The sequence below is a fragment of the Streptomyces sp. NPDC056948 genome (assembly GCF_042674225.1).
GTDB classification, from domain to species: domain Bacteria; phylum Actinomycetota; class Actinomycetes; order Streptomycetales; family Streptomycetaceae; genus Streptomyces; species Streptomyces purpurascens.
Genome location: NZ_JBHUQX010000151.1, coordinates 1 through 20008 on the forward strand (window position 1 = coordinate 1; position 20008 = coordinate 20008).

Annotated in this window: 18 protein-coding genes and 1 pseudogene; 6 read left to right on the plus strand and 13 right to left on the minus strand. The window is 71.6% G+C overall.

Annotation, left to right across the window (positions count from 1 at the left end):
• A pseudogene (locus ACFTZL_RS20510) lies at positions 1-216 on the plus strand (organic hydroperoxide resistance protein); the annotation flags it as partial.
• Positions 217-284: 68 nt separating this feature from the next.
• Here ACFTZL_RS20510 and ACFTZL_RS20515 read toward each other — a convergent pair.
• Positions 285-1430, minus strand: a complete 1146-nt coding sequence (locus tag ACFTZL_RS20515) for a serine hydrolase domain-containing protein (protein WP_382584597.1) — start codon at positions 1428-1430, stop codon at positions 285-287.
• A complete protein-coding gene (locus ACFTZL_RS20520) occupies positions 1427-4000 on the minus strand; it encodes a M14 family zinc carboxypeptidase (RefSeq protein WP_382584599.1) in 2574 nt (857 codons plus the stop codon). The genes ACFTZL_RS20515 and ACFTZL_RS20520 overlap by 4 nt, the downstream gene beginning before the upstream one ends.
• A 143-nt stretch (positions 4001-4143) precedes the next feature.
• Between ACFTZL_RS20520 and ACFTZL_RS20525 the strand changes: the two genes are divergently transcribed.
• Positions 4144-4986, plus strand: coding sequence for an EI24 domain-containing protein (locus ACFTZL_RS20525; protein WP_382584602.1), 843 nt, complete (start codon positions 4144-4146; stop codon positions 4984-4986).
• Here ACFTZL_RS20525 and ACFTZL_RS20530 read toward each other — a convergent pair.
• Both ACFTZL_RS20530 and ACFTZL_RS20535 read right to left on the minus strand, forming a co-directional pair.
• The gene (locus tag ACFTZL_RS20530; RefSeq protein WP_382584605.1) at positions 4937-6169 is read right to left on the minus strand and encodes a pyroglutamyl peptidase; all 1233 of its coding nucleotides are present in this window, start codon (positions 6167-6169) and stop codon (positions 4937-4939) included. The two genes, ACFTZL_RS20525 and ACFTZL_RS20530, sit on opposite strands and share 50 nt — an antisense overlap.
• Before the next feature lie 98 nt (positions 6170-6267).
• A complete protein-coding gene (locus tag ACFTZL_RS20535) occupies positions 6268-6849 on the minus strand; it encodes a TetR/AcrR family transcriptional regulator (RefSeq protein ID WP_382584608.1) in 582 nt (193 codons plus the stop codon).
• Between the two features lie 64 nt (positions 6850-6913).
• Here ACFTZL_RS20535 and ACFTZL_RS20540 point away from each other — a divergent pair, with 64 nt between their 5' ends.
• Complete coding sequence (locus tag ACFTZL_RS20540) at positions 6914-9394, plus strand: glycoside hydrolase family 3 protein (RefSeq protein ID WP_382584611.1); 2481 nt, start codon at positions 6914-6916, stop codon at positions 9392-9394.
• An 81-nt stretch (positions 9395-9475) separates the two neighbouring features.
• Here ACFTZL_RS20540 and ACFTZL_RS20545 read toward each other — a convergent pair whose 3' ends face one another.
• Both ACFTZL_RS20545 and ACFTZL_RS20550 read right to left on the minus strand, forming a co-directional pair.
• Positions 9476-10447, minus strand: a complete 972-nt coding sequence (locus tag ACFTZL_RS20545) for an aldose epimerase family protein (RefSeq protein WP_382584614.1) — start codon at positions 10445-10447, stop codon at positions 9476-9478.
• Positions 10448-10474: 27 nt separating this feature from the next.
• Positions 10475-11362, minus strand: a complete 888-nt coding sequence (locus ACFTZL_RS20550) for an SGNH/GDSL hydrolase family protein (RefSeq protein ID WP_382584617.1) — start codon at positions 11360-11362, stop codon at positions 10475-10477.
• Between the two features lie 258 nt (positions 11363-11620).
• Between ACFTZL_RS20550 and ACFTZL_RS20555 the strand changes: the two genes are divergently transcribed.
• A complete protein-coding gene (locus ACFTZL_RS20555) occupies positions 11621-12115 on the plus strand; it encodes a DUF3145 domain-containing protein (RefSeq protein WP_382584620.1) in 495 nt (164 codons plus the stop codon).
• A 127-nt stretch (positions 12116-12242) separates the two neighbouring features.
• Here the strand turns inward: ACFTZL_RS20555 and fabF are convergent, their stop codons facing one another.
• The 5 genes from fabF to fasR form a co-directional block, all read right to left on the minus strand.
• Positions 12243-13514 carry a beta-ketoacyl-ACP synthase II gene (fabF, locus tag ACFTZL_RS20560; protein ID WP_382584623.1) on the minus strand — a complete coding sequence of 424 codons (1272 nt, stop codon included), beginning with the start codon at positions 13512-13514 and terminating at the stop codon, positions 12243-12245.
• A gap of 85 nt (positions 13515-13599) precedes the next feature.
• Positions 13600-13848, minus strand: coding sequence for an acyl carrier protein (locus tag ACFTZL_RS20565; protein WP_003989952.1), 249 nt, complete (start codon positions 13846-13848; stop codon positions 13600-13602).
• 81 nt (positions 13849-13929) lie between these two features.
• The gene (locus ACFTZL_RS20570; RefSeq protein WP_382584626.1) at positions 13930-14931 is read right to left on the minus strand and encodes a ketoacyl-ACP synthase III; all 1002 of its coding nucleotides are present in this window, start codon (positions 14929-14931) and stop codon (positions 13930-13932) included.
• 25 nt (positions 14932-14956) lie between these two features.
• Positions 14957-15886, minus strand: a complete 930-nt coding sequence (locus tag ACFTZL_RS20575; RefSeq protein ID WP_382584628.1) for an ACP S-malonyltransferase — start codon at positions 15884-15886, stop codon at positions 14957-14959.
• An 89-nt stretch (positions 15887-15975) separates the two neighbouring features.
• Positions 15976-17181, minus strand: a complete 1206-nt coding sequence (gene fasR, locus ACFTZL_RS20580) for a fatty acid biosynthesis transcriptional regulator FasR (RefSeq protein ID WP_382584631.1) — start codon at positions 17179-17181, stop codon at positions 15976-15978.
• Between the two features lie 282 nt (positions 17182-17463).
• On the opposite strand from fasR, the gene ACFTZL_RS20585 reads away from it, so the two are divergent.
• Complete coding sequence (locus ACFTZL_RS20585) at positions 17464-18117, plus strand: pirin family protein (RefSeq protein WP_382584634.1); 654 nt, start codon at positions 17464-17466, stop codon at positions 18115-18117.
• Between the two features lie 10 nt (positions 18118-18127).
• Here the strand turns inward: ACFTZL_RS20585 and ACFTZL_RS20590 are convergent, their stop codons facing one another.
• Both ACFTZL_RS20590 and ACFTZL_RS20595 read right to left on the minus strand, forming a co-directional pair.
• Positions 18128-18943 (minus strand): serine hydrolase domain-containing protein, encoded by an 816-nt coding sequence (locus tag ACFTZL_RS20590; protein ID WP_382584637.1) that lies wholly within the window; start codon positions 18941-18943, stop codon positions 18128-18130.
• Positions 18944-18961: 18 nt separating this feature from the next.
• A complete protein-coding gene (locus ACFTZL_RS20595; protein WP_382584640.1) occupies positions 18962-19432 on the minus strand; it encodes a GNAT family N-acetyltransferase in 471 nt (156 codons plus the stop codon).
• 98 nt (positions 19433-19530) lie between these two features.
• Here ACFTZL_RS20595 and ACFTZL_RS20600 point away from each other — a divergent pair, with 98 nt between their 5' ends.
• Positions 19531-19995, plus strand: a complete 465-nt coding sequence (locus ACFTZL_RS20600; protein WP_382584643.1) for a MerR family transcriptional regulator — start codon at positions 19531-19533, stop codon at positions 19993-19995.
• The last annotated feature ends 13 nt before the right edge of the window (positions 19996-20008 follow it).

The window sequence follows — 20008 nt, forward strand, 5'->3', positions numbered from 1 at the left end:
GTCGCCCGTGAGACGGGCGACGACCTCACCGGGGCGACCGTCACCGCCAAGGTCGGCCTCGGGAAGAACGGGGACGGGTTCGGGATCATCGTCGAGATTTCCGCCGACCTGCCCAAGGTGGAGCGGGGCGCCGCGCGGTCGCTCGTCGAGAAGGCGCACGAGGTGTGCCCGTACTCGAAGGCGACCCGCGGGAACATCACCGTGACGCTGGTCTGACCGCGGTCGTTGCGTACGCGGAGGCCGCACCCTTGGACGTGGGGTGCGGCCTTCGCTCGTGCCCGGGGTCAGTGGGCGAGTGCCGCCGTGTGGATCGCCTGAGCCAGGCGGTTGTTCTCCGGGGCCGCCCCGCCCGGGAAGGCGAATCGGCGGCGGGTGTAGCCGTAGGCGAGGCCGCTCCACGGGTCCGCGAAGGCCTGCGAGCCGCTCGCGCCGCTGTGCCCGATCGTCCCGGCGCCGAGGAACGGGTGCCACGTGTCAGCCGTCGTCTGGAAGCCGAGGCCGAACGACTTGTGGGCACGTGCCACCAGGTCGTAGCCGACCGAGTGGAACTGGCCGAACTCCGCCACCGTGTCCGGCTTCAGCAGCGGCGCCTGCTCGCCCACCCCGCTGATCGCCGCCGCGTACATCCCGGCCAGGCCCCGCGCGGACGCCACCCCGCCCACCGACGCCGGGCCCTTGGCGCGGATCAGCGGCATGTTGGGCAGCGAGGCCAGGTCGGTCGGTTCGCTCGCGTGGCCGTTGAAGGCGATCGAGGCGAGGGTGTGCGGGCCCGTGGGCGTGGCGTCGAGGAGGGCCTGCTGTTCCGGGGTCGGGGCCATCGGCTGGGTGGTGCGGAAGCGGGGTTCCTGCGGGGCGGGCAGGCCGAGGTGGAAGTCCAGGCCGTACGGGGTCCGGACGCGCTCCTGGTAGATCTCCTGGAGCGTGCGGCCCGTGGCGCGGCGTACGACCTCGCCGGTCAGGGCGCCGCTGACCAGCGCGTGATAGCCGAACGCCGTGCCGGGGCGCCAGAACGGCCGCTGGTCGGCGAGGCGTTCGGCGAGCTGACGGTCGTCGGCCAGCTCCGCCAGGCTGAAGCCGGTGTCCGTGCCGACCACGCCCGCCCGGTGCGCGAGCAGGTCCCGCAGCGTCAGATCGCCCTTGCCCTCGGCCGCGAACTCCGGCCAGTAGTACGTCACTTTGCGGTCCGGTTCGAGCGTGCCGTCCTGGACGAGGAGAGCCACGACCAGGCAGGCGGCGCCCTTCGTGGACGAGAACACGCCGTAGAGGGCGTCCGCCTCGGTCCCCGCCCACAGGTCCACGACCTTCCGGCCCCGCACGTAGGCGCAGAGCTGGCCCTCGTAGTCGGGCCGTTCCCCGGCCACGAACGCGGCGAACTCCTCGCGTACCCCCTCGAAGCCGTCGGCTACGGTGCCGTGGATCTCTTGCGTCATCCGTTCTCCTCATCTGAACCGCTGTGTGCCACTGTGAACAATGCCCTCGCCACCTGCGGGAATTCCCCCTTCGGGTGGTCCCGGAAGAGCGGTTCGGTGCCGAACAGGACCGTCCTGCCGCCGCTGACCACCGAGGCCTGTCCCGCCGCCGCTGCGGGGCCGCCGGTGCCGTCCCGGAGCGGGCGCCAGTGTCCGGAGACGAGCGGATTCCCGATCGCGTACGACTGCTCCTCGCGCACCCCCGGGCCGAGGTCGGTGAACCACAGCGGGGCGTAGACGAAGGCGTGCGCGGGGGCGTCGTGCGTGAGGCGGCCCGAATTCACCGCGCGTACGACGCCGTTGGCGTCCGGGTTGCCCTCGACCGGCTTGACGGCCAGCAGGTCCGCCGCCGCGTTCAGAGCCGCTCCCGTCGCGCCCCGGCCGACCAGGCCGTGATCGTCGAGGAAGCCGTCCAGGGCCTTGCGGGCGGGGGCGGTGAGGGCGGCGTGGTCCAGGCCGGCGGAGACGAACAGCACGTCCGTGCCGGACCAGTCGAAGCCCGCGTTCAGGACTTCCGTCGAGACCGGTGTGACGTCGAAGCCCATCTCCCGAAGGGCGAACAGCTCACCCGGGGTGACGGCGGCGGCGACGCGCAGGCGGTGCAGGGGCGTGTCGCCCTTGAGCCGTGTGGCCGTGAAGGAGACGTCGTGCGTGCGGGCCGCGGTGAGCGCCTTGCGGCGGGCCGACGCCGGGACGATCGCGCTGCCGTCCGGTGCCTGCCGAACCGTGACTCCCTGCCGGAGCAGGGAGTTGAGGGCCGCGATCTCGCGCGGGTCGGTCAGGCGCAGGCGGAGGGTGCCGTGCGCGGGCACATGGGCGACGGGTGCGGCCTCGGTGACCGGGCGCAGGGGCGCGCCCCGCAGGCTGCCCGAGGTCACCCGCTCGACCGTGGCGCCCCACAGCCGGCCCAGGCTCCAGCCGGAGATGTCGTACATCACCGACACCTTGTCGCTGATGTCCCGGCCGTCGGCCAGCAGGACGTTCGCCATGCCGCGCTTGGGCTGGCGCAGGTCGACGACGTACGAGCCCTTGGGGTGGGTCCGGCCGGCGAGGCGGAACGGGCGGGTGGCGCGGGTGACGCGGACGTCGTTGGCGAGGAGGTGGTCGACCAGGCGGGCGGCCGCCGGGGCCGAGCGCTGGGTGCGGGAGCCGCCGGGCGGGATGACGTAGGCGCGCGGGAAGTCGGTCGTGTAGACGTCCTCCGGGCCGATGCCGGGGACTCCGGGGACCGTCCTGGGCGATACCGGCACCTGCGGGGCGCCGGCCGAGCCGCGGCGGAAGGTCTCGATCTGGTCGGCGACGAGGGTGGTGCGGTGCTCGCGGACGTGGTTCAGGGTCGCGCGGACGGCCGCGCCCGCCACGGCCGTGTTGACCGCCGAGCGGCGGCGCAGCTCCGGGACGGGGAGTGTGTCGTACTCCTCGTTGTTCACCGCCAGCGGGATCTCCACCGTGTGGGCGGCCACCGTGCCGTGGAAGGCCGCGTACTGCGGGGTGAAGATCGGCGGCCAGTCGTCCCAGCCCTCCTCCTGGTCGCGGAACGGGATCTGCGCCGGCTCCACGCCGTCCTTCGCGGGCGTGTAGCCGAGGGCGTTGACGGCGGACTCCATGCCGAGGGCGTTGGCGTAGGAGTTCTTCAGGAAGAGGTCGTACTCGTAGTTCTCGCCGTGCGGGGGAGTGGTGGGCTCGATGAGCGTGCCGTTGACGTAGCCGTGCAGGTCGAGCAGGACGGCCGGCTGCTTGTCCAGCTCGATCTGCCGCATCGCGCGGCTCTCGGGCTGGGAGGCCGTGACGAAGTCGCGGTTCAGATCGAAGCCGTTCGCGTTGGCGCGGGTGCCGGCGATACGGCCGTCCGGGTTGGCCGTGATGTTGAAGTACAGGCGGCTGTGCGCGAGGAGATCCCTGGTCCTGGCGTCCTCGGCGGTCGCGAGCTGCTCGATGACCTTCAGAGAGGCGTCCGTGCCCTCCCACTCGTTGCCGTGGATGTTGTTGTTGACGAAGACCGGGGCTTTGTACGTCTGCTTGATCTCGCGGGACTTCGCGGCGGCCGCGGGCGCGTTCTCGATCAGTTCGCGCATCCGCTCCTGGGCGCGGGCCTGGCGGGTGCTCTCCGGGGCGGTGACGGTGACCAGGAAGAGGCGGTGGCCGCCTGCCGAGCGGCCGGTCACCTCCACACTGACGCGGTCGCCCAGGCGTTGCAGGGCGTTCAGCTTCGGGGCGATCGCGTGGTACGGGGTGAGCCCCAGCTTCAGGGACTTGTCGCCGGGGTTCTCCGGGTCGGGGGAGAGGACTTGGCGGCGGGGGTAGCCGCGGGTGGCGGTCGCGGGGCCGGTGGCGGTCTCGGCGGTCAGGGCGCGCCTGGCCGCGCTCGCGGGTGCCCGGGCCGCACGGTCGTCGACGGCGGCGCCCTCCCGGGTGACGGGCTTGGGGTCCGCGCCGGCGGTGTGAGGGGTGAGCAGGGGTAAGCCCGCCGTCGCGAGGCTGAGGGCGATGATCAGTACAGGTCTCGCAGGAACGGTTCTCGTGGTGCGCACGTGTACCTCCTCCGGGGCTTCCTGAGATCGGTACGGCGAGGTGTACCGGTTCGACTCAACGGCAACAAGAGCGCGTTGGTGTCACCGATGACCCGGATGGCCCCGTCGAGGCCCGTTCCCGCCTGCACCGATAGGGTTTGCCCATGCGCGATCTCGGGGTGGGCTTCCAGTACCTGCTGAAGGGCCAGCGGTGGGTGGCCCGGCACGGCAAGCAGTACGGCTTCGGGCTGGTCCCGGGCCTGATCACCCTGGTCCTGTACGCGGCGGCGCTGGTCGCGCTGGCGCTGTGGGGCGAGGACGCCGTCACCTGGGCGACACCGTTCGCCGACGACTGGTCGAGCCCGTGGCTCGGGCTCTTCCGCGGCTTCCTGACCGTCGTGCTGTTCGCCCTCGCCCTGCTCCTCGCCGTCGTGACGTTCACCGCGGTGACACTGCTGGTCGGGCAGCCCTTCTACGAGAACCTCTCCGAGAAGGTCGACCGGGACGTGTCCCCGGACGGCCACGCCCCCGAGTCGGGCCTGCCGCTCTGGCGCGAACTGTGGATCTCCGGCCGCGACAGCCTGCGCATCGTGATGCGGGCCGCCCTGTGGGGTGTGCTGCTGTTCGCCTGCGGTTTCATCCCGGTGGTCGGCCAGACGGCCGTCCCGGTGCTCGGGTTCTTCGTCACCGGGTTCTTCCTGACAGAGGAGCTGACCGCCGTCGCCCTCCAGCGCCGGGGAGTCGACCTGCGCACCCGCCTCACGCTGCTCCGCTCCCGCAAGACCCTGGTCTGGGGCTTCGGCACGCCGCTGGCCGTGGCCTTCCTGGTGCCGGTCGTCGCGGTGTTCCTGATGCCGGGCGCGGTCGCGGGCGCCACCCTCATGGCGCGGGAACTGCTGGGCGAGGAGATCGATGAGGGCCGCGCGGGTGGCTCCGCCGAGGAGGGCGACGGGGACGTCAGCGCTCTTCCGCAGCCGCCTTCAGGATGGCCCTCACCTGGGCGATGATGTCCAGCCGGTTCCGCACGAACTCCGGGTCGGTGACCTCGGTGGTGTTCCCGGTGCCGAACTGGAGCACGGGCGTGTGCACATGCCCGCCCGGCAGCCGGTCGTGCAGCCCGAGCCGGTCCCGCAGCAGCGTCGCCCGGTAGGCGATCTCGTTGGAGAGGTAGTCCCCGCCGCCGCCCTGCCGTGCGGTCGAGCCGGGGGTCGGCCCGTCCGGGCGTACGACGGGCTCGGTGCCGCCCGCCGGGATCTCGGTGACGCTGGTGTTGTCGTACACGGGGAATCGGCCGGTCTGCGCATCGACGATCGCCCGGTAGGGCAGCGTGGTCGTCGTCCACTGCGGCTGTGATGCCGGGTCGGTGACGGGGACGGTCTCGGTGCGGCCGATGTTGTCGTTGTCCCCGAAGCCGCCCCGCCAGGCCCCGTTGGTCCGCTCGATGTCGAACTTCCCGACCCGGCCCTGGCTCACGGTCGTGAACAGATCGACCTTCGGCAGATACGGCCGCAGCGTCCGCTCCACCGTCCCGTCCGTGAAGTCCTGCCAGCGCACCGGGAACACGGCCGTCTCGATCCGGGCCGGACCGTCCGCCGTCTCGATCACCGTGCCGTCGAGGGCGAGCGCGGTGGCGCCGGACGGGTTGGAGATGCGGATGTCCCGGTCCAGGGTGAACGGGTCGAAGCCAGTGAGCAGGATCCGCTTCAGGTTCTTGCCGTGCGGGTAGCCGATGGCCGTCTGGCCGCGCGAGGTGAGCTCCAGTTCGTCGAGCAGCGCGGTCCGCTGTCCACCCGTCAGGCCGAACTCCGGCTCCCAGGTGCGCACTTCATGCGTCATGCCGAGGCGGGCCCAGTACAGCGGCCGGTCGTCGTCCCGGCTGAGGTCCCCGCCAGCGGGTCCACGCCCCTGCGCCCGGTCCACGGCCCGCCGCCATAGCTGCGCACCCTCCTGCGCGACAGCCCGGCGGGCCTCCCCGTAGGAACGGGCCGTCTCGAGCGCCCGGGCCAACCGCGGGGCCACCGTGTCGAACCCGGAGCGGCGCAGGATCTCCTGCGGGACCGCTTTACCGAGCCGCTGCTCCTCGACGGTGGGAGCGGGGGCCGTCTCTGCGGCGCTCGCGGTCGTGGGGGTGGTGAGGCCGGTCAGCAGGGCGAGACCGAGGACGCCGAGGCGAACGCGTATGGAGTTCAAGGAGGTTCAGGCCTTCCGTCACGGTGGGGGGTGCTGCGGTGGCGTGGTGCCGGACGGCCGCAGTATCGCGTGACAGGAGTGATCTACGCCATGGGTGTTCAGTCGCCGCTCTCGCCCAGCAGCGTCAGGAAGTCCCGGAACGCCGACGGCATGTCCACCGACTCCGGGTCCAGCAGCCACTGGTACTGCAGGCCGTCCAGGATCGCCACGAGAAGCGGCGCGGCCCGCTCGGGGGTGAGACCGCTCGGCAGGCGGTCGCCGTACTCGGCGCGCAGCACCTCGGCCATGCCGGCGCGGACCCCGACGTAGCGCTCCGTGAAGTACCCGCGGGCCGGATGGTCCTCCGTGACGCTCTCGCCGAGCAGCGCCGAGAAGGTCTGGATGATGGCGGGCCGCATCGCGTTGTACTCGACCAGCGAGGCCAGCAGGTCCAGCCGCAGCCGCCCGGCGGGCATCGCGTCCCAGCGGTCCCGATCCTGGAGCACCGCGACCAGCAGTGCCTCCTTCGTCGGGAAGTGGTGCAGCAGCCCCTGCTGGGTGAGCCCCACCCGCTCGGCGACCGACGTCAGGCTCGCTCCCCGGTAGCCGCGCTCGGCGATCACCTCCAGCGTGGCCCGCACGATCTCCGCGCGCCGTTCCTCGCTTCTCGCCCTGGCCGTCATGGCGTCACCGTACGACATGACGAACGACCGATTGTTTCGAGAATATAACAAAACCTACCGCATTACAGGTAACGCGGGCACGATGTCGGCATCCAGCGGCTTTCGACGTGGAGGTGCCGACGTGACGGAGACAGCGGAAGTACGGCGTGAGGCGGCGGTCGAGGCGGCCCTCGGCAAGCTCGACCTGGACGCCAAGGCACGGCTCCTGGCCGGCCAGGACATCTGGAGCCTGCCCGCGCTGCCGCAGGCCGGCCTGGCCTCGCTGGTCATGTCCGACGGCCCGATCGGCGTCCGCGGGGTGCAGTGGAGCGCCGACGACCCCTCCGTCGCCCTGCCCTCACCGACCGCCCTCGCCGCCACCTGGGACCCCGGACTCGCCCGCCGGGCAGGCGTGCTGCTGGCCCAGGAGGCCCGCCGCAAGGGCGTCCACGTCCTGCTCGCCCCCACGGTCAACCTGCACCGCTCCCCGCTCGGCGGCCGCCACTTCGAGGCCTACAGCGAGGACCCGTACCTCACCGGCCGGATCGGCACCGAGTACGTGCGGGGCGTCCAGTCCGGCGGTGTCGGCACCACCGTCAAGCACTTCGTCGCCAACGACGCCGAGACCGACCGCCTCACGGTGAACAACCTCGTGAGCGAACGCGCCCTGCGCGAGCTGTACCTGGCCCCCTTCGAGGCGATCGTCGAGAACGCCCGCCCCTGGGGCATCATGACCGCCTACAACACGGTCAACGGCACGACGATGACCGAGCACCACCACCTGGTCAACGAGGTCCTGCGCGGCGAATGGGGCTTCGACGGGATCAACGTCTCCGACTGGACGGCCGCCCGCTCCACCACCGGCGCCCTCGCCGGCGGCCTGGACATCGCGATGCCCGGCCCGCGGACCGTCTACGGCGAGGCCCTCGCGCAGGCAGTCCGGGACGGCGAGGCCGACGAGGCGCAGGTCGACGAGGCCGTCCGCCGCGTCCTGCGCCTCGCCGCCCGGGTCGGCATCCTGGACGGCGCCGAGCCGGTCGTCACCGAACCGCCCGCGACCGTCGACGGCGAGGCGCTCGCCCGCGAGATCGCCCGCCGCTCCTTCGTCCTCGTCGGCAACGAGAGGGGCGCGCTGCCGCTGAAGCCCGGCCGGGTCGCGCTGATCGGCGCCGCCGCCCGCGACGCCCGCGTCCTCGGCGGCGGCTCCGCCACGGTCTTCCCCGCCCGGACCGTCTCCCCGCTCGAGGGCCTCACCGCCGCCCTCCCCGACGGCAGCCTCACCTACGCCCTCGGCGCCGACCCGAACACCGAACTCCCCGTCGCCGACCCGGGCTTCGAGCTGCGCACGGTCTGCCGCGACAGCGCGGACCACATCCTCGGCACCCGCTCGGCCCCCAGCGGCCACATCCAGTGGATGGGCGACGACCTGCCCGACGGCGTCACCCACGACACCCTGCACAGCGTCGAACTCACCGGCACCTTCACCCCGCGCGAGACCGGCACGCACACCTTCGGCTTCAAGGGCCTCGGGCTCTTCAGGCTGACCGTCGCGGGCACCACGTACTTCGACGACGTCCAGCGCCCCGCCGAGGACGGCGACCCCTTCGCCGCCTTCTTCGGCGCCCCGGTGCCCCACGCCCGCGTCGAACTCACCGCGGGCGAACCGGTCGAGGTCTCCCTCACCTACACCGTCCCGCCGCCCGACGGCCACCCCATGCGGGTCATCGGCTTCACCCTCGCCCACCAGGACCCGCAGCGCGACCCCGACGAGCTGATCGCCGAGGCCGCCGCTGCCGCCCGCGCCGCCGACACGGCCGTCGTCGTGGTCGCCACCACCGACCGCGTCGAGTCCGAGGGCTTCGACCGCACCGACCTGCGCCTGCCCGGCCGCCAGGACGACCTGGTCCGCGCCGTCGCCGCCGCCAACCCGAACACCGTCGTGGTGGTCAACTCCGGCTCCCCGGTGGAACTGCCGTGGCGCGACGACGTCGCCGCCGTGCTCCTGAGCTGGTTCCCCGGCCAGGAGGGCGGCGCGGCCCTCGCGGACGTGCTCACCGGCGCCCAGGAGCCCGGCGGCCGCCTGCCTACCACCTGGGGCTCCCTGACCGACGCCCCGGTCACCCAGGTCGTCCCGGAGGACGGCGAACTCTCCTACGACGAGGGCGTCTTCATCGGCTACCGCGCCTGGGAGCAGCAGGGCCGCACCCCCGCCTACCCCTTCGGACACGGCCTCGGCTACACCGACTGGACCTATGAGTCGGTCGAGGTCGCCGGGAGCGCCGAAGGGACCACCGCGAAGGTCCGCCTCCGCAACACCGGCGACCGCCCGGGCCGCGAGGTCGTCCAGCTCTACCTCGCCCCGAGCGAGCCCGACCCCACCCGCCCGGCGCGCTGGCTGGCCGGCTTCGCGAGCGTCGAGGCCGCACCCGGCGAGACCGCCGAGGCGACCGTCGAACTGCCGCGCCGCGCCTTCGAGAGCTGGGACGAGACGAACGCCTCGTGGTCGTTTGTGAAGGGTTCGTACGAGATCCAGGTGGCGCGCTCGATCACCGACCGCAGGATCACCGCGACGATTAACGTCTGACCGGGACAAGTTCCCCACTGAGCAGCCCCGGTCCGGGACCTGACCCCTGGACCGGGGCTCGTGGGTTTCCGGGCCCGCGACTCAGCGGGTGCCGAACCCGTACACCGTCTCCGAGCGGAACACCTCGCCCGGCCGCAGCACCGTGGTCGGGAAGTCCGGCCGGTTCGGGGAGTCGGGGAAGTGCTGGGTCTCCAGCGCGATGCCGTCGCCCGGCGCGAAGGGCTCGCCCAGGTGGTCGGCGGTGTAGAGCTGGAGTCCGGGCTCGGTCGTGGCCACCGTCAGCACCCGCCCGGACGCCGGGTCGTGCAGCTCGGCCACCTCCACCGGGACGTCCGCCACGCCCTTGTCGAGCACGAAGTTGTGGTCGTAGCCGGAGCCGACCTTGCGGGCCTCGCGGAAGTCGAAGCGCGTGCCGGTCACCTCCTCCAGGCCGCCGGCCGGGATCAGGTCCTCGTCGACCGGCGTGTAACGGGAGGCGGCCAGCCGCAGTTCATGGCCGCCCGCGTCGCCGGAACCGCCCAGGTTGAAGTAGCTGTGGTTCGTCAGATTCACCACGGTCGGCGCGTCCGTGACGGCCTCGTAGGCGATCCGCAGCGCGCCGCCCTCCAGGAGCGTGTACGTCGCCGAGACCTCCAGCCGCCCCGGGAACCCCTCTTCGCCGTGCGGACTGACCCGGGTGAGCCGCACACCGTGCGCGACGGGGGCCGCGTCCCACACCCGCTTGTCGAAGCCGTGCGCTCCACCGTGCAGCGAGTTCGGCCCGTTGTTCGGTTCCAGAGCGTACGTCCGCCCGTCCAACGGGAAACGGCCGCCGGCGATCCGGTTGGCGTACCGCCCGACCAGGGCCCCGAGATAGGGCCCGGGGTGGGCGAGATAGCCCTCGAGATCCGGGAACCCCAGCACCACATCCCCGGCCCGGCCCTCCCGGTCCGGCACCTCGACGGACTGCACGATCCCGCCGTACGACAGCACCCGCACCCGTACGCCCGCCCGCTCCAGGGTCCAGCGGTACACCGACGTGCCGTCGGAAAGTGTGCCGAAGAGTTCGTTCATGTGCGGAACTCTAGGGCAGGGCCTAGGTCAGCGGCCCTGTGCCGTGACGGTGCGGTACGCGATCTCCGCCAACCGGGCCTGTCCGTTCACGCTGGGGTGGAAGTAGTCCCAGCGGCTCAACTGAGCCGTGCCGAAGCGGTAGTCGTACACGGCGCCCCCGTCGTACCGGCACCGCTTGTCCTCGGCGCAGACCTCCTTCAAGACCTTGTTGTAGTCCTCCACACGCTTCTGCACCGTGTCCCGCCGCAGGGTCGCCGCCGAGTCCAGGGCGTCCGCGTCGCCCAGCATCGACGGGCAGATGCCCAGTTGCCACACCTGCTTGCCCAACGGGCTGTTGCGGCCCTGCGACCACAGCCGCTTCAGGTTCGGCACGCTCGCCACGAACACCTGTGCCTTGGGCACGGCCTCGCGCAGGGTGCGCAGCGCGTCCTCGAAGTCGCTGCGGAAACCGGAGACCGGGGTCATCGCCGCCGTAGAGGCCCGGCAGGCGTCGTTCGCCCCGGCCATCACCGTCACGAGCTGCGGTTTCCGCCGCACCGCCTGGGTCATCTGCCCGGGCAGATCGGCCATCCGGGCCCCGGTCACGGCGTAGTTCCAGCTTCGCTCGGCGGCCTCGGCCCGCCCCAGCAGCCGGACGGCGAGAGAGTCCACCTCGGGGCTGGCGCCGGTCGCCCAGGACGCCTCAGGACAGTCCTGCAGCACGTCACAGGCGTCGAAACCCCGCGTGATGGAGTCACCGACGGCCGCGACGGAACTCGGGCTGCGGTCCCACAGGGGAGTGGGCCTGGGCGACGGCTCGGCGCTGGCGGACGGGGCGGGGGAGTTGCCTCCCACGGCATCACATCCGGCGATACCCAGGGCAGTCGCCACGGCCACGGCGACAACGACCCGTGAGCGGTGGCTTCGCTTCCGCATGCCTGTTCCATCCCCTCGCCGCGCCGTGGCTGTCTCCCCAACCATTAACAACGCACGAGGGTTCCCGACCGATCAGGTGCAACGGCTCACACCCGTACAAGCGTCCCCCTGGGTGAATGGTGGGCGTTTCCCGGCACCGGGACCGACCGTACGTCACACTCCTTGCGTCACCGCACGGTAGCCTCGCCATCAACGTGACCCGCCCGGTCACAGCCGTTCCGCCCGTTCAAAGATGGTCCGCTCTGCCCGGAGGTTCCGGTGACGACACGTGGGGTTCTGTACATGCACTCCGCGCCGCGCGCGCTGTGCCCGCACGTCGAGTGGGCCATCGCCGGGGTGCTCGGCACACGCGTCAGCCTGGACTGGATCCGCCAGCCTGCCGCGCCGGGCACCTGGCGCTCGGAGTTCTCCTGGCAGGGCCAGGCGGGCACGGCGTCGAAGCTGGCGTCGGCCCTGCGGGGCTGGCAGCTGCTGCGCTTCGAGGTGACGGCCGAGCCCTGCGCCAACGCCGAGGGCGAGCGCTACAGCTGCACCCCCGACCTGGGCATCTTCCACGCCGTCACCGGCATCCACGGCGACATCCTCATCCCCGAGGACCGCCTGCGCGCGGCCCTGCAACGCTCCCAGCGGGGTGAGACCGACCTGGCGGCCGAACTCAACAAACTCCTGGGCAAGCCCTGGGACGACGAGTTGGAACCCTTCCGCTACGCAGGCGAAGGCGCCCCGGTCCGCTGGCTCCACCAGGTGGTGTGAGTAGTTAGGGGCGCGGGGAACTGCGCGAACAACCCCCACCGCGCCGCACCCGGCACACCACCTCACCGAAACGGCGAATGGCCCGAACCCCCCACCCAGGGAGCTCGGGCCATTCAACGCTCAGCGATCAAACCGTCCGGAACGCCAGCACAACATTGTGCCCACCGAACCCGAACGAGTCGTTCAGCGCGGCGATACGCCCATCCACCGGCAGTTTCCGAGCCTCGCCACGGACGACGTCGGCGTTCGCCTCGGCCTCCGGGTCCAGGTTCTCGACGTTGATGGTCGGCGGAGCCACCCGGTGGTACAGCGCGAGCACCGTCGCCACCGTCTCGACACCACCCGCGCCACCGAGCAGATGCCCGGTCATCGACTTCGTCGCGGACACCGCGAAGTGGTCGGCGTCGTCACCGAACACCTTCCGCAGCGCCTTCAACTCGGCGATGTCACCGGCCGGCGTCGACGTGGCATGCGCGTTGACGTGCACGATCTCCGCCGGGTCCAGCTCGTTGCGCTCCAGCAGGTTCTGCAGGGCCTGCGAGATGCCCCGCCCCTCCGGCTCCGGCTGCACGATGTCGTGGGCGTCGGCCGAGATGCCCTGGCCGACCGCTTCGGCGTACACCCGGGCACCGCGCTTCGCGGCGTGCTCGGCGGACTCCAGGACGACGACACCGGCGCCCTCACCGAGGACGAAGCCGTCGCGGGCCACGTCGTAGGGACGCGACGCGCCCTGCGGGTCGTCGTTGTTCTTGGACATCGCCATCATGTTGCCGAACGCGGCGATCGGCAGCGGATGGATCGCCGCCTCCGTGCCACCCGCGACGACGACGTCGGCGCGGCCCGTGCGGATCATCTCGATGGCGTAGCCGATGGCCTCGGCGCCCGAGGCGCAGGCGGAGACCGGCGTGTGCACGCCCGCCCGGGCACCCACGGCCAACCCCACGTTGGCCGACGGGCTGTTGGGCATCAGCATGGGCACGGTGTGCGGGGAGACGCGGCGAACGCCCTTCTCCTTCAGCACGTCGTACTGGTCGAGCAGAGTCGTCACGCCGCCGATGCCGGAGGCGATGACCGCGCCGAGCCGGTCCGGGTCGACGTTCGGGTCCTCGTCGGCGCTCGCTTCGAACCCGGCGTCGGCCCAGGCCTCCTTGGCCGCGATCAGCGCGAACTGCGCCGAGCGGTCCAGGCGGCGGGCCTGCGGCCGGGGGATGACCTCGGTCGGCTCCACGGCCACCGGGGCCGCGATACGGACCGCCTGCTCGGCGGCCCACTCCTGCTCCAGGGGCTTGACGCCGGAACGTCCGGCGATCAGGCCCTCCCAGGTAGAGGCTGCGTCGCCACCCAGCGGTGTGGTTGCGCCGATACCGGTGACGACCACGGTGCGATTGGTCGGGCTCACGGGAATTCTTTCTCCAACGGATACGAGGATTAAGCGGCGCCACCGCCGGGTGGCGGGGCAGTCGGCCCAGGGCCTGTTCGGACGATCAGCCCTGGTGCTTGAGGATGTAGTCGGTCGCGTCGCCGACGGTCTTGAGGTTCTTGACGTCCTCGTCCGGGATCTTGACGTCGAAGCGCTCTTCGGCGGCGACGACGACCTCGACCATGGACAGCGAGTCGACGTCCAGGTCGTCGGTGAAGGACTTGTCCAGCTGGACGTCCTCAACCGGGATGCCGGCGATCTCGTTCACGATCTCGGCGAGACCGGCGACGATCTCTTCCTGAGTGGCGGCCATGTTGGCGCTCCTTCGTAGATATCCAGAGGGTGTGGCAGGTGTTTCCTCCCGCGCCGGATCGCGTGATCCGGCACGGAGTGCCTAGGGGAGGGTAACGACAGTCGCGGCGTAGACGAGACCCGCCCCGAAGCCGATGACGAGCGCGGTGTCGCCGCTCTTCGCCTCACCGGTCGCCAGGAGCCGCTCCATCGCGAGCGGGATCGAGGCGGCCGAGGTGTTGCCGGTGGTGCGTACGTCACGTGCGACCGTGACGGACTCCGGCAGCTTGAGTGTCTTCACCATCGAGTCGATGATCCGCTCGTTGGCCTGGTGCGGAATGAAGACGTCCAGGTCCTCCGTGGAGATGCCGGCGGCGTCCAGCGCCTCCTTGGCGACCTTCGCCATCTCGAACACGGCCCAGCGGAACACCGCCTGGCCCTCCTGCGTGATGGCGGGGAACTTGGCGACCTCGCCGGAACGGTAGTCCGTCCACGGCACGGTCTGCTTGATCGTCTCGGACTTGTCGCCCTCGGAGCCCCAGACCGTGGGGCCGATGGCGGGCTCCTGGGCCGGGCCCACGACGACCGCGCCGGCGCCGTCGCCGAACAGGAAGGCCGTCGCCCGGTCCTCCAGGTCGGTCAGGTCGCTCAGCCGCTCCACGCCGATCACCAGGACGTACTCGGCGGAGCCCTCGACGATCATGCCCTTGGCGAGCGTGAGGCCGTAGCCGAAGCCCGCGCAGCCGGCCGAGATGTCGAAGGCGGCGGCCTTGTTCGTGCCGAGCTTGTCGGCGATCTCGGTGGCGACGGCCGGGGTCTGCTTGAAGTGCGAGACGGTCGAGACGATCACGCCGCCGATCTGCTCGGCGGAGATCCCGGCGTCGGCGATCGCCTTGCCGGACGCCTCGACCGACATCGCGGCGACGGTCTCCTCGTCGTTCGCCCAGTGCCGGGTCTCGATGCCGGAGCGCGAGCGGATCCACTCGTCGGACGAGTCGATCGTCTCGAGGATCACCTCGTTCGGCACGACCCGGGTCGGGCGGTACCCGCCGACGCCGAGGATGCGCGCGTACGGGGCGCCCTTGCTGGGCTTGATCTTCGCCATGCGGACGGCTCCTTGGGGGCGGCGGTCAGGCGTGCTCGGCGATGAGCTCGCGAGCTGCGTCGAGGTCGGCGGGGGACTTCAGGGCCAGCGTCTTCACACCGGGCAGAGCACGCTTGGCGAGGCCCGTGAGGGTGCCGCCGGGGCACACCTCGATCAGGGCCGTGACGCCGAGCTCCTTGAAGGTCTCCATGCACAGGTCCCAGCGGACCGGGTTGGCGACCTGACCGACCAGACGGTCCAGCACCTCGGTGCCGGCGGCGACGGACCGCCCGTCCTTGTTCGAGACGTAGGTGACCTGCGGGTCGCCGGGCGTCAGGGCCTCGGCGGCCTTCGCCAGCGTGTCGACCGCGGGGGCCATGTGGTGCGTGTGGAAGGCGCCGGCGACCTTCAGCGCGACGACCTTGCGCACGCCCTCGGGCTTGTCCGCCTCCAGTGCGGCGAGCTGCTCCTTGGTACCGGCCGCGACGATCTGGCCCGCGCCGTTGATGTTCGCCGGGGTCAGGCCCAGCTTCTCCAGGTGCGGAACCGTCACTTCCGGGTCACCGCCGAGAAGGGCCGCCATGCCGGTCTCGGTGACGGCGGCGGCCTCGGCCATGGCGAGCCCACGGGTGCGGACGAGGCGGACGGCCTCCTCGTGCGGGAGCACACCGGCGAGCGAGGCGGCGGTGAACTCGCCGACGCTGTGCCCGGCGATGGCGCCGACCTTGCGCGGCAGCTCGGCCGGGTCGTCGAACAGTGTGTACGCGGACGCCAGCCCGGCGGCGACCAGCAGCGGCTGCGCCACCGCGGTGTCGCGGATCTCCTCCGCGTCTGCCTCGGTGCCGTAGCGGATCAGGTCGAGCCCCACGGCGTCGGACCATGCCTCGAGGGCACCGCGGACACCGGGGAAGTCGAGCCATGCTGACAGGAAGCCGGGCGTCTGGGCGCCCTGGCCGGGAGCGACGAGTACGAGCACTCTCACACTCTCTCTTGGGGACGGGCACGGCCGCCCGTGGGGACAGGGACGAAGAACACGAGGGGGTTTTGTCGGGCTCCGACAAAACCTTAGGGCTGGAGATCTCCATCGACCAGACGCCCCAGGATCAGAGCGATCCGCAGCGTGAAGGCAGAGCGTACATCGGAGGGTGACCAACCGGTGACGTCAGTCACACGTCGAAGCCGGTAGCGGACGGTGTTGGGATGGACGAACAACATGCGGGCGGCGCCTTCGAGACTGCTCGCCTGTTCGAGATAGACACTGAGGGTCTCCAGGAGCGCGGCCCCGGCCTCCTCCAGTGGTCTGTAGATCTCCTCCACCAGTTGGTCACGGGCCGAGGGGTCACCGGCGATCGCGCGCTCCGGGAGCAGGTCGTCGGCCAGGACCGGGCGCGGGGCGTCCTGCCAGGCAGAACCCGCTTTCAGCCCCGCCGCCGCGGCCTGCGCGGACCGGGTCGCGGCCAGCAGGTCCGGCACCACCGGGCCCGCCACGACCGGGCCGGCCGCGTACGGGCCGATGAGCGACTTGGCGACGGCCAGCGGGTTGTCGCTGCCGCCCGCGATGACGACGAGCCGGTCCCCGAGCACGCCGGTCAGCACCTGGAGCTTGGCGTGCCGGGCGGCACGCCGGATGGCCTCGACGGTCAGTTCGGAGTCGCCGTCGGGTGCGGTGCCGAGCACCACGCACACGTGTTCGGGCGAGTTCCAGCCGAGGGCGGCGGCGCGGGACACGGCGCCCTCGTCGGCCTCGCCGCTGAGCACGGCGTTCACGACCAGGGACTCCAGCCGGGCGTCCCAGGCACCGCGTGCCTCGGCGGCCTGCGCGTATACCTGGGCCGTCGCGAAGGCGATCTCCCGGGCGTAGACGAGCAGCGCCTCGCGCAGCACCCTCTCGTCGCCGGGGGCCGCGACCTCGTCGATCGCGCTCTCCATGACCTCGATCGTGGTGCGCACCATCTCCACGGTCTGGCGCAGCGTGATCGCCCGGGTCAGCTCGCGCGGCGCGGTTCCGAACACGTCGGTGGAGATGGCCTGCGGGGCGTCCGGATGCCGGAACCATTCGGTGAAGGCGGCGATACCCGCCTGCGCGACCAGACCGATCCAGGAACGGTTCTCCGGGGGCATGGCCCGGTACCAGGGCAGCGTCTCGTCCATCCGCGCGATGGCCTGCGCGGCGAGCGATCCGGACGACTCCACCAGACGCTTCAGCGTCGCGGCATGCGCGTGGACGTCGTGTGCTGGGGCTGCGTTCTTGCTGGTTTCGGGTTCGGGCACGGGGACAAGACTGCCTTATCCGGACGGGAAGGTGCGTCGGCGGGTCAGGCCCTACCCGGCGGGTCAGGTCGCAGACGCGGGGTCTGGCACGCCCATCTGCCGCGTTGTCGTCAGTCCCCGACTCCCCCACGCTCGGCTTCGCTCGCGCGGGAGGGGCCCCCATCGCGTCGACTCCCTCCTCCGCCTTGCAGCTGGACGCGCCAGACCCCGCTCACCTGCGTCGATCGGCCGCTGCGTCTTCACTGTGACCTGACCCGCCGGGCAGGGCCTACGGTGGTCTCCGTGATGGACGTACGGCGCGCTCACGAGCGCTACCGCGGTGGGGAACCGGCCGCGGGGATCGAGACCTGGCACGCCTTCTCCTTCGGGCCCCACTACGACCCGGACAACCTTCGCTTCGGCGCGGTGATCGCGTGCAACGAGGAGCGGTTGGCGCCGGGGTCCGGCTTCGACGAGCATCCGCACAGCCACACCGAGATCGTGACCTGGGTCGTGGAGGGCGAGCTGACGCACCGGGACTCCACCGGGCACGAGTCGGTGGTGCGCCACGGGGACGTGCAGCGGCTCAGCTCGGCGGGTGGGGTACGTCACGTGGAGCGCAACGACGGCCCCGGCCCGCTGACCTTCGTGCAGATGTGGCTGGCCCCGCTCCGGCCCGGCGGCGACCCGTACTACGAGGTCGTCCACGGCATCGCCGACTCGACGCCCTACGCCGTCCCGGAGGCCGGCGCGATGCTGCACGTGAGGCGCCTCGCGGCGGGGGAGCGGACGGCGGTGCCGGACGGGGCGCACGCGTACGTGCATGTCGTACGGGGTGACGTACGCCTCGACGGCGAGGAACTGGGCGCGGGCGACGCGGCCCGCATCACGGACCCCAAGGCCCTGGAGGCGGAGGGCGTGACCGACGCCGAGTTGCTGATCTGGGAGATGTCCTAGGCCCTAGGGCCTAGAGCTCCGCGAGCACCGCGTCCGTGAACGCCGGCCATGCCTCGACCGCCCACGGCCCGAACGCACGGTCCGTCAGCGCGACGCACGCGGCACGCGCTTCGGGGTCGATCCACAGGAACGTACCGGATTGCCCGAAATGCCCGAACGTGCGCGGTGAGGACGAGGACCCCGTCCAGTGCGGCGACTTGGAGTCGCGGATCTCGAAGCCGAGCCCCCAGTCGTTGGGGTTCTGGTGGCCGTAGCCCGGCAGGACGCCCTTGGTGCCCGGGTAGGTCACGGTCATCGCCTCGGCGACCGTACGGGGATCCAGCAGGCGCGGGGCCTGCACCTCGGCCGCGAACCGCAGCAGGTCCTCGACCGTGGACACCCCGTCCTTGGCCGGAGAGCCCTCCAGGGCCGTCGAGGTCATCCCCAGCGGCTCCAGCACGGCCTGCCGCAGATACTCCCCGAAGGGAATGTCGGTCGCCTTCGCGATGTGGTCGCCCAACTGCTCGAAACCGGCGTTCGAGTACAGCCGCCGCTCCCCGGGCGGGGCCGTGACCTTGTGCTCGTCGAACGCGAGGCCCGAGGTGTGCGCGAGCAGGTGCCGGACCGTCGACCCGGCCGGACCGGCGGGCTCGTCGAGCTCGACCGCCCCCTCCTCGTACGCCACGAGCACCGCGTACGCCGCGAGCGGCTTGGTCACCGACGCGAGCGGGAACCGCTGCCCGGCCGGCCCATGGGTGCCGAGGACGGTGCCGTCCGCCCCTACGACACCCGCCGCAGCGGTGGGAACCGGCCAGTTCTCGATCAACGCGAGGCTCTTCAGCGACATGCGTTCGAGCCTATGCGCTCACAGCGTCAGCTCCAGCAAGGGGTCGGGCTTGGGCCGGAAGCCCAGGGAGACGTACAGCGGCTCGGCCTCCGGTGAGGTGGTGAGCTGTACGCGCCGGGCACCGTGCGTGCGGAACCACTCCAGCAGGGTCTGCATGCAGGCGCGTGCGTACCCGCGGCGCCGGGCGGTCGGGTCGGTGGCGACGCTGAACACGAAGCCCACCTTGCCCTGCGGGTCGCCCGGCTTCCCGATGCGGTAGTCGATCGTCCCGGCCACCAGCGCCGCCAGCGCCCCGGGCCGCTCCGGGTGGTCCACGACGAACGCCACGAAGTCCCCGTCCGATTCGCCCAGTTCGGCCTTCAGGGTGGGGAGGGACTCCCCGTGCCAGCGGGTGGACGGGTCGCTGGCGAACAGCGAGTCGATCATGATTTGGCGCAGCCGCAGGACTTCCTCGGCGTCCACGGGCAGGGCGCGACGTACAGAACTCATGATTCCGTACGCTAACCAGACGGATCAAGAAACGTCCTGCCCATTTCTTACCGTCCGCGCTTGCTTGGAGTGCACTCCAAGGTTCTAGCGTTGGGGCCATGACGGTGATGGAAACCACGGGGACCAGGACCGACACCTGCGCCGGCCCTCCGCAGTACGACCGGCGCCCGGACGGCGAGGACAGGTACACGATCAGCGAGGTCGTCGCCTTCACCGGCCTGACCGCGCACACCCTGCGCTGGTACGAGCGCATCGGCCTGATGCCGCACATCGACCGGTCCCACACCGGCCAGCGCCGCTACACCAACCGCGACCTCGACTGGCTCGACCTCGTCGGCAAGCTGCGCCTGACGGGCATGCCGGTCGCCGACATGGTCAGGTACGCGGAACTGGTGCGCGAGGGCGACCACACCTACGGCGAGCGCTTCGAGCTGCTCAAGACGACCCGCGAGGACGTCCTGGCCAGGATCGACGAGCTCCGCGGCACGCTCGCCGTGCTCGACCGGAAGATCAGTTTCTATGCGGACGCCGGGCGTGCCCTGGCGTCGGAGAGGTCCCGATGACGGACGGCAGGAT

Excerpts from the sequence above, each read along its gene's own strand:
- ACFTZL_RS20565 (WP_003989952.1), bottom strand. The coding sequence starts at position 13,848 with ATGGCCGCCACTCAGGAAGAGATCGTCGCCGGTCTCGCCGAGATCGTG.
- ACFTZL_RS20595 (WP_382584640.1), bottom strand. The coding sequence starts at position 19,432 with ATGAGTTCTGTACGTCGCGCCCTGCCCGTGGACGCCGAGGAAGTCCTG.
- ACFTZL_RS20525 (WP_382584602.1), top strand. The coding sequence starts at position 4,144 with ATGCGCGATCTCGGGGTGGGCTTCCAGTACCTGCTGAAGGGCCAGCGG.
- ACFTZL_RS20550 (WP_382584617.1), bottom strand. The coding sequence starts at position 11,362 with ATGCGGAAGCGAAGCCACCGCTCACGGGTCGTTGTCGCCGTGGCCGTG.
- ACFTZL_RS20545 (WP_382584614.1), bottom strand. The coding sequence starts at position 10,447 with ATGAACGAACTCTTCGGCACACTTTCCGACGGCACGTCGGTGTACCGC.
- ACFTZL_RS20600 (WP_382584643.1), top strand. The coding sequence starts at position 19,531 with ATGACGGTGATGGAAACCACGGGGACCAGGACCGACACCTGCGCCGGC.
- ACFTZL_RS20540 (WP_382584611.1), top strand. The coding sequence starts at position 6,914 with ATGTCGGCATCCAGCGGCTTTCGACGTGGAGGTGCCGACGTGACGGAG.
- ACFTZL_RS20590 (WP_382584637.1), bottom strand. The coding sequence starts at position 18,943 with ATGTCGCTGAAGAGCCTCGCGTTGATCGAGAACTGGCCGGTTCCCACC.
- ACFTZL_RS20515 (WP_382584597.1), bottom strand. The coding sequence starts at position 1,430 with ATGACGCAAGAGATCCACGGCACCGTAGCCGACGGCTTCGAGGGGGTA.
- ACFTZL_RS20570 (WP_382584626.1), bottom strand. The coding sequence starts at position 14,931 with ATGGCGAAGATCAAGCCCAGCAAGGGCGCCCCGTACGCGCGCATCCTC.
- ACFTZL_RS20535 (WP_382584608.1), bottom strand. The coding sequence starts at position 6,849 with ATGTCGTACGGTGACGCCATGACGGCCAGGGCGAGAAGCGAGGAACGG.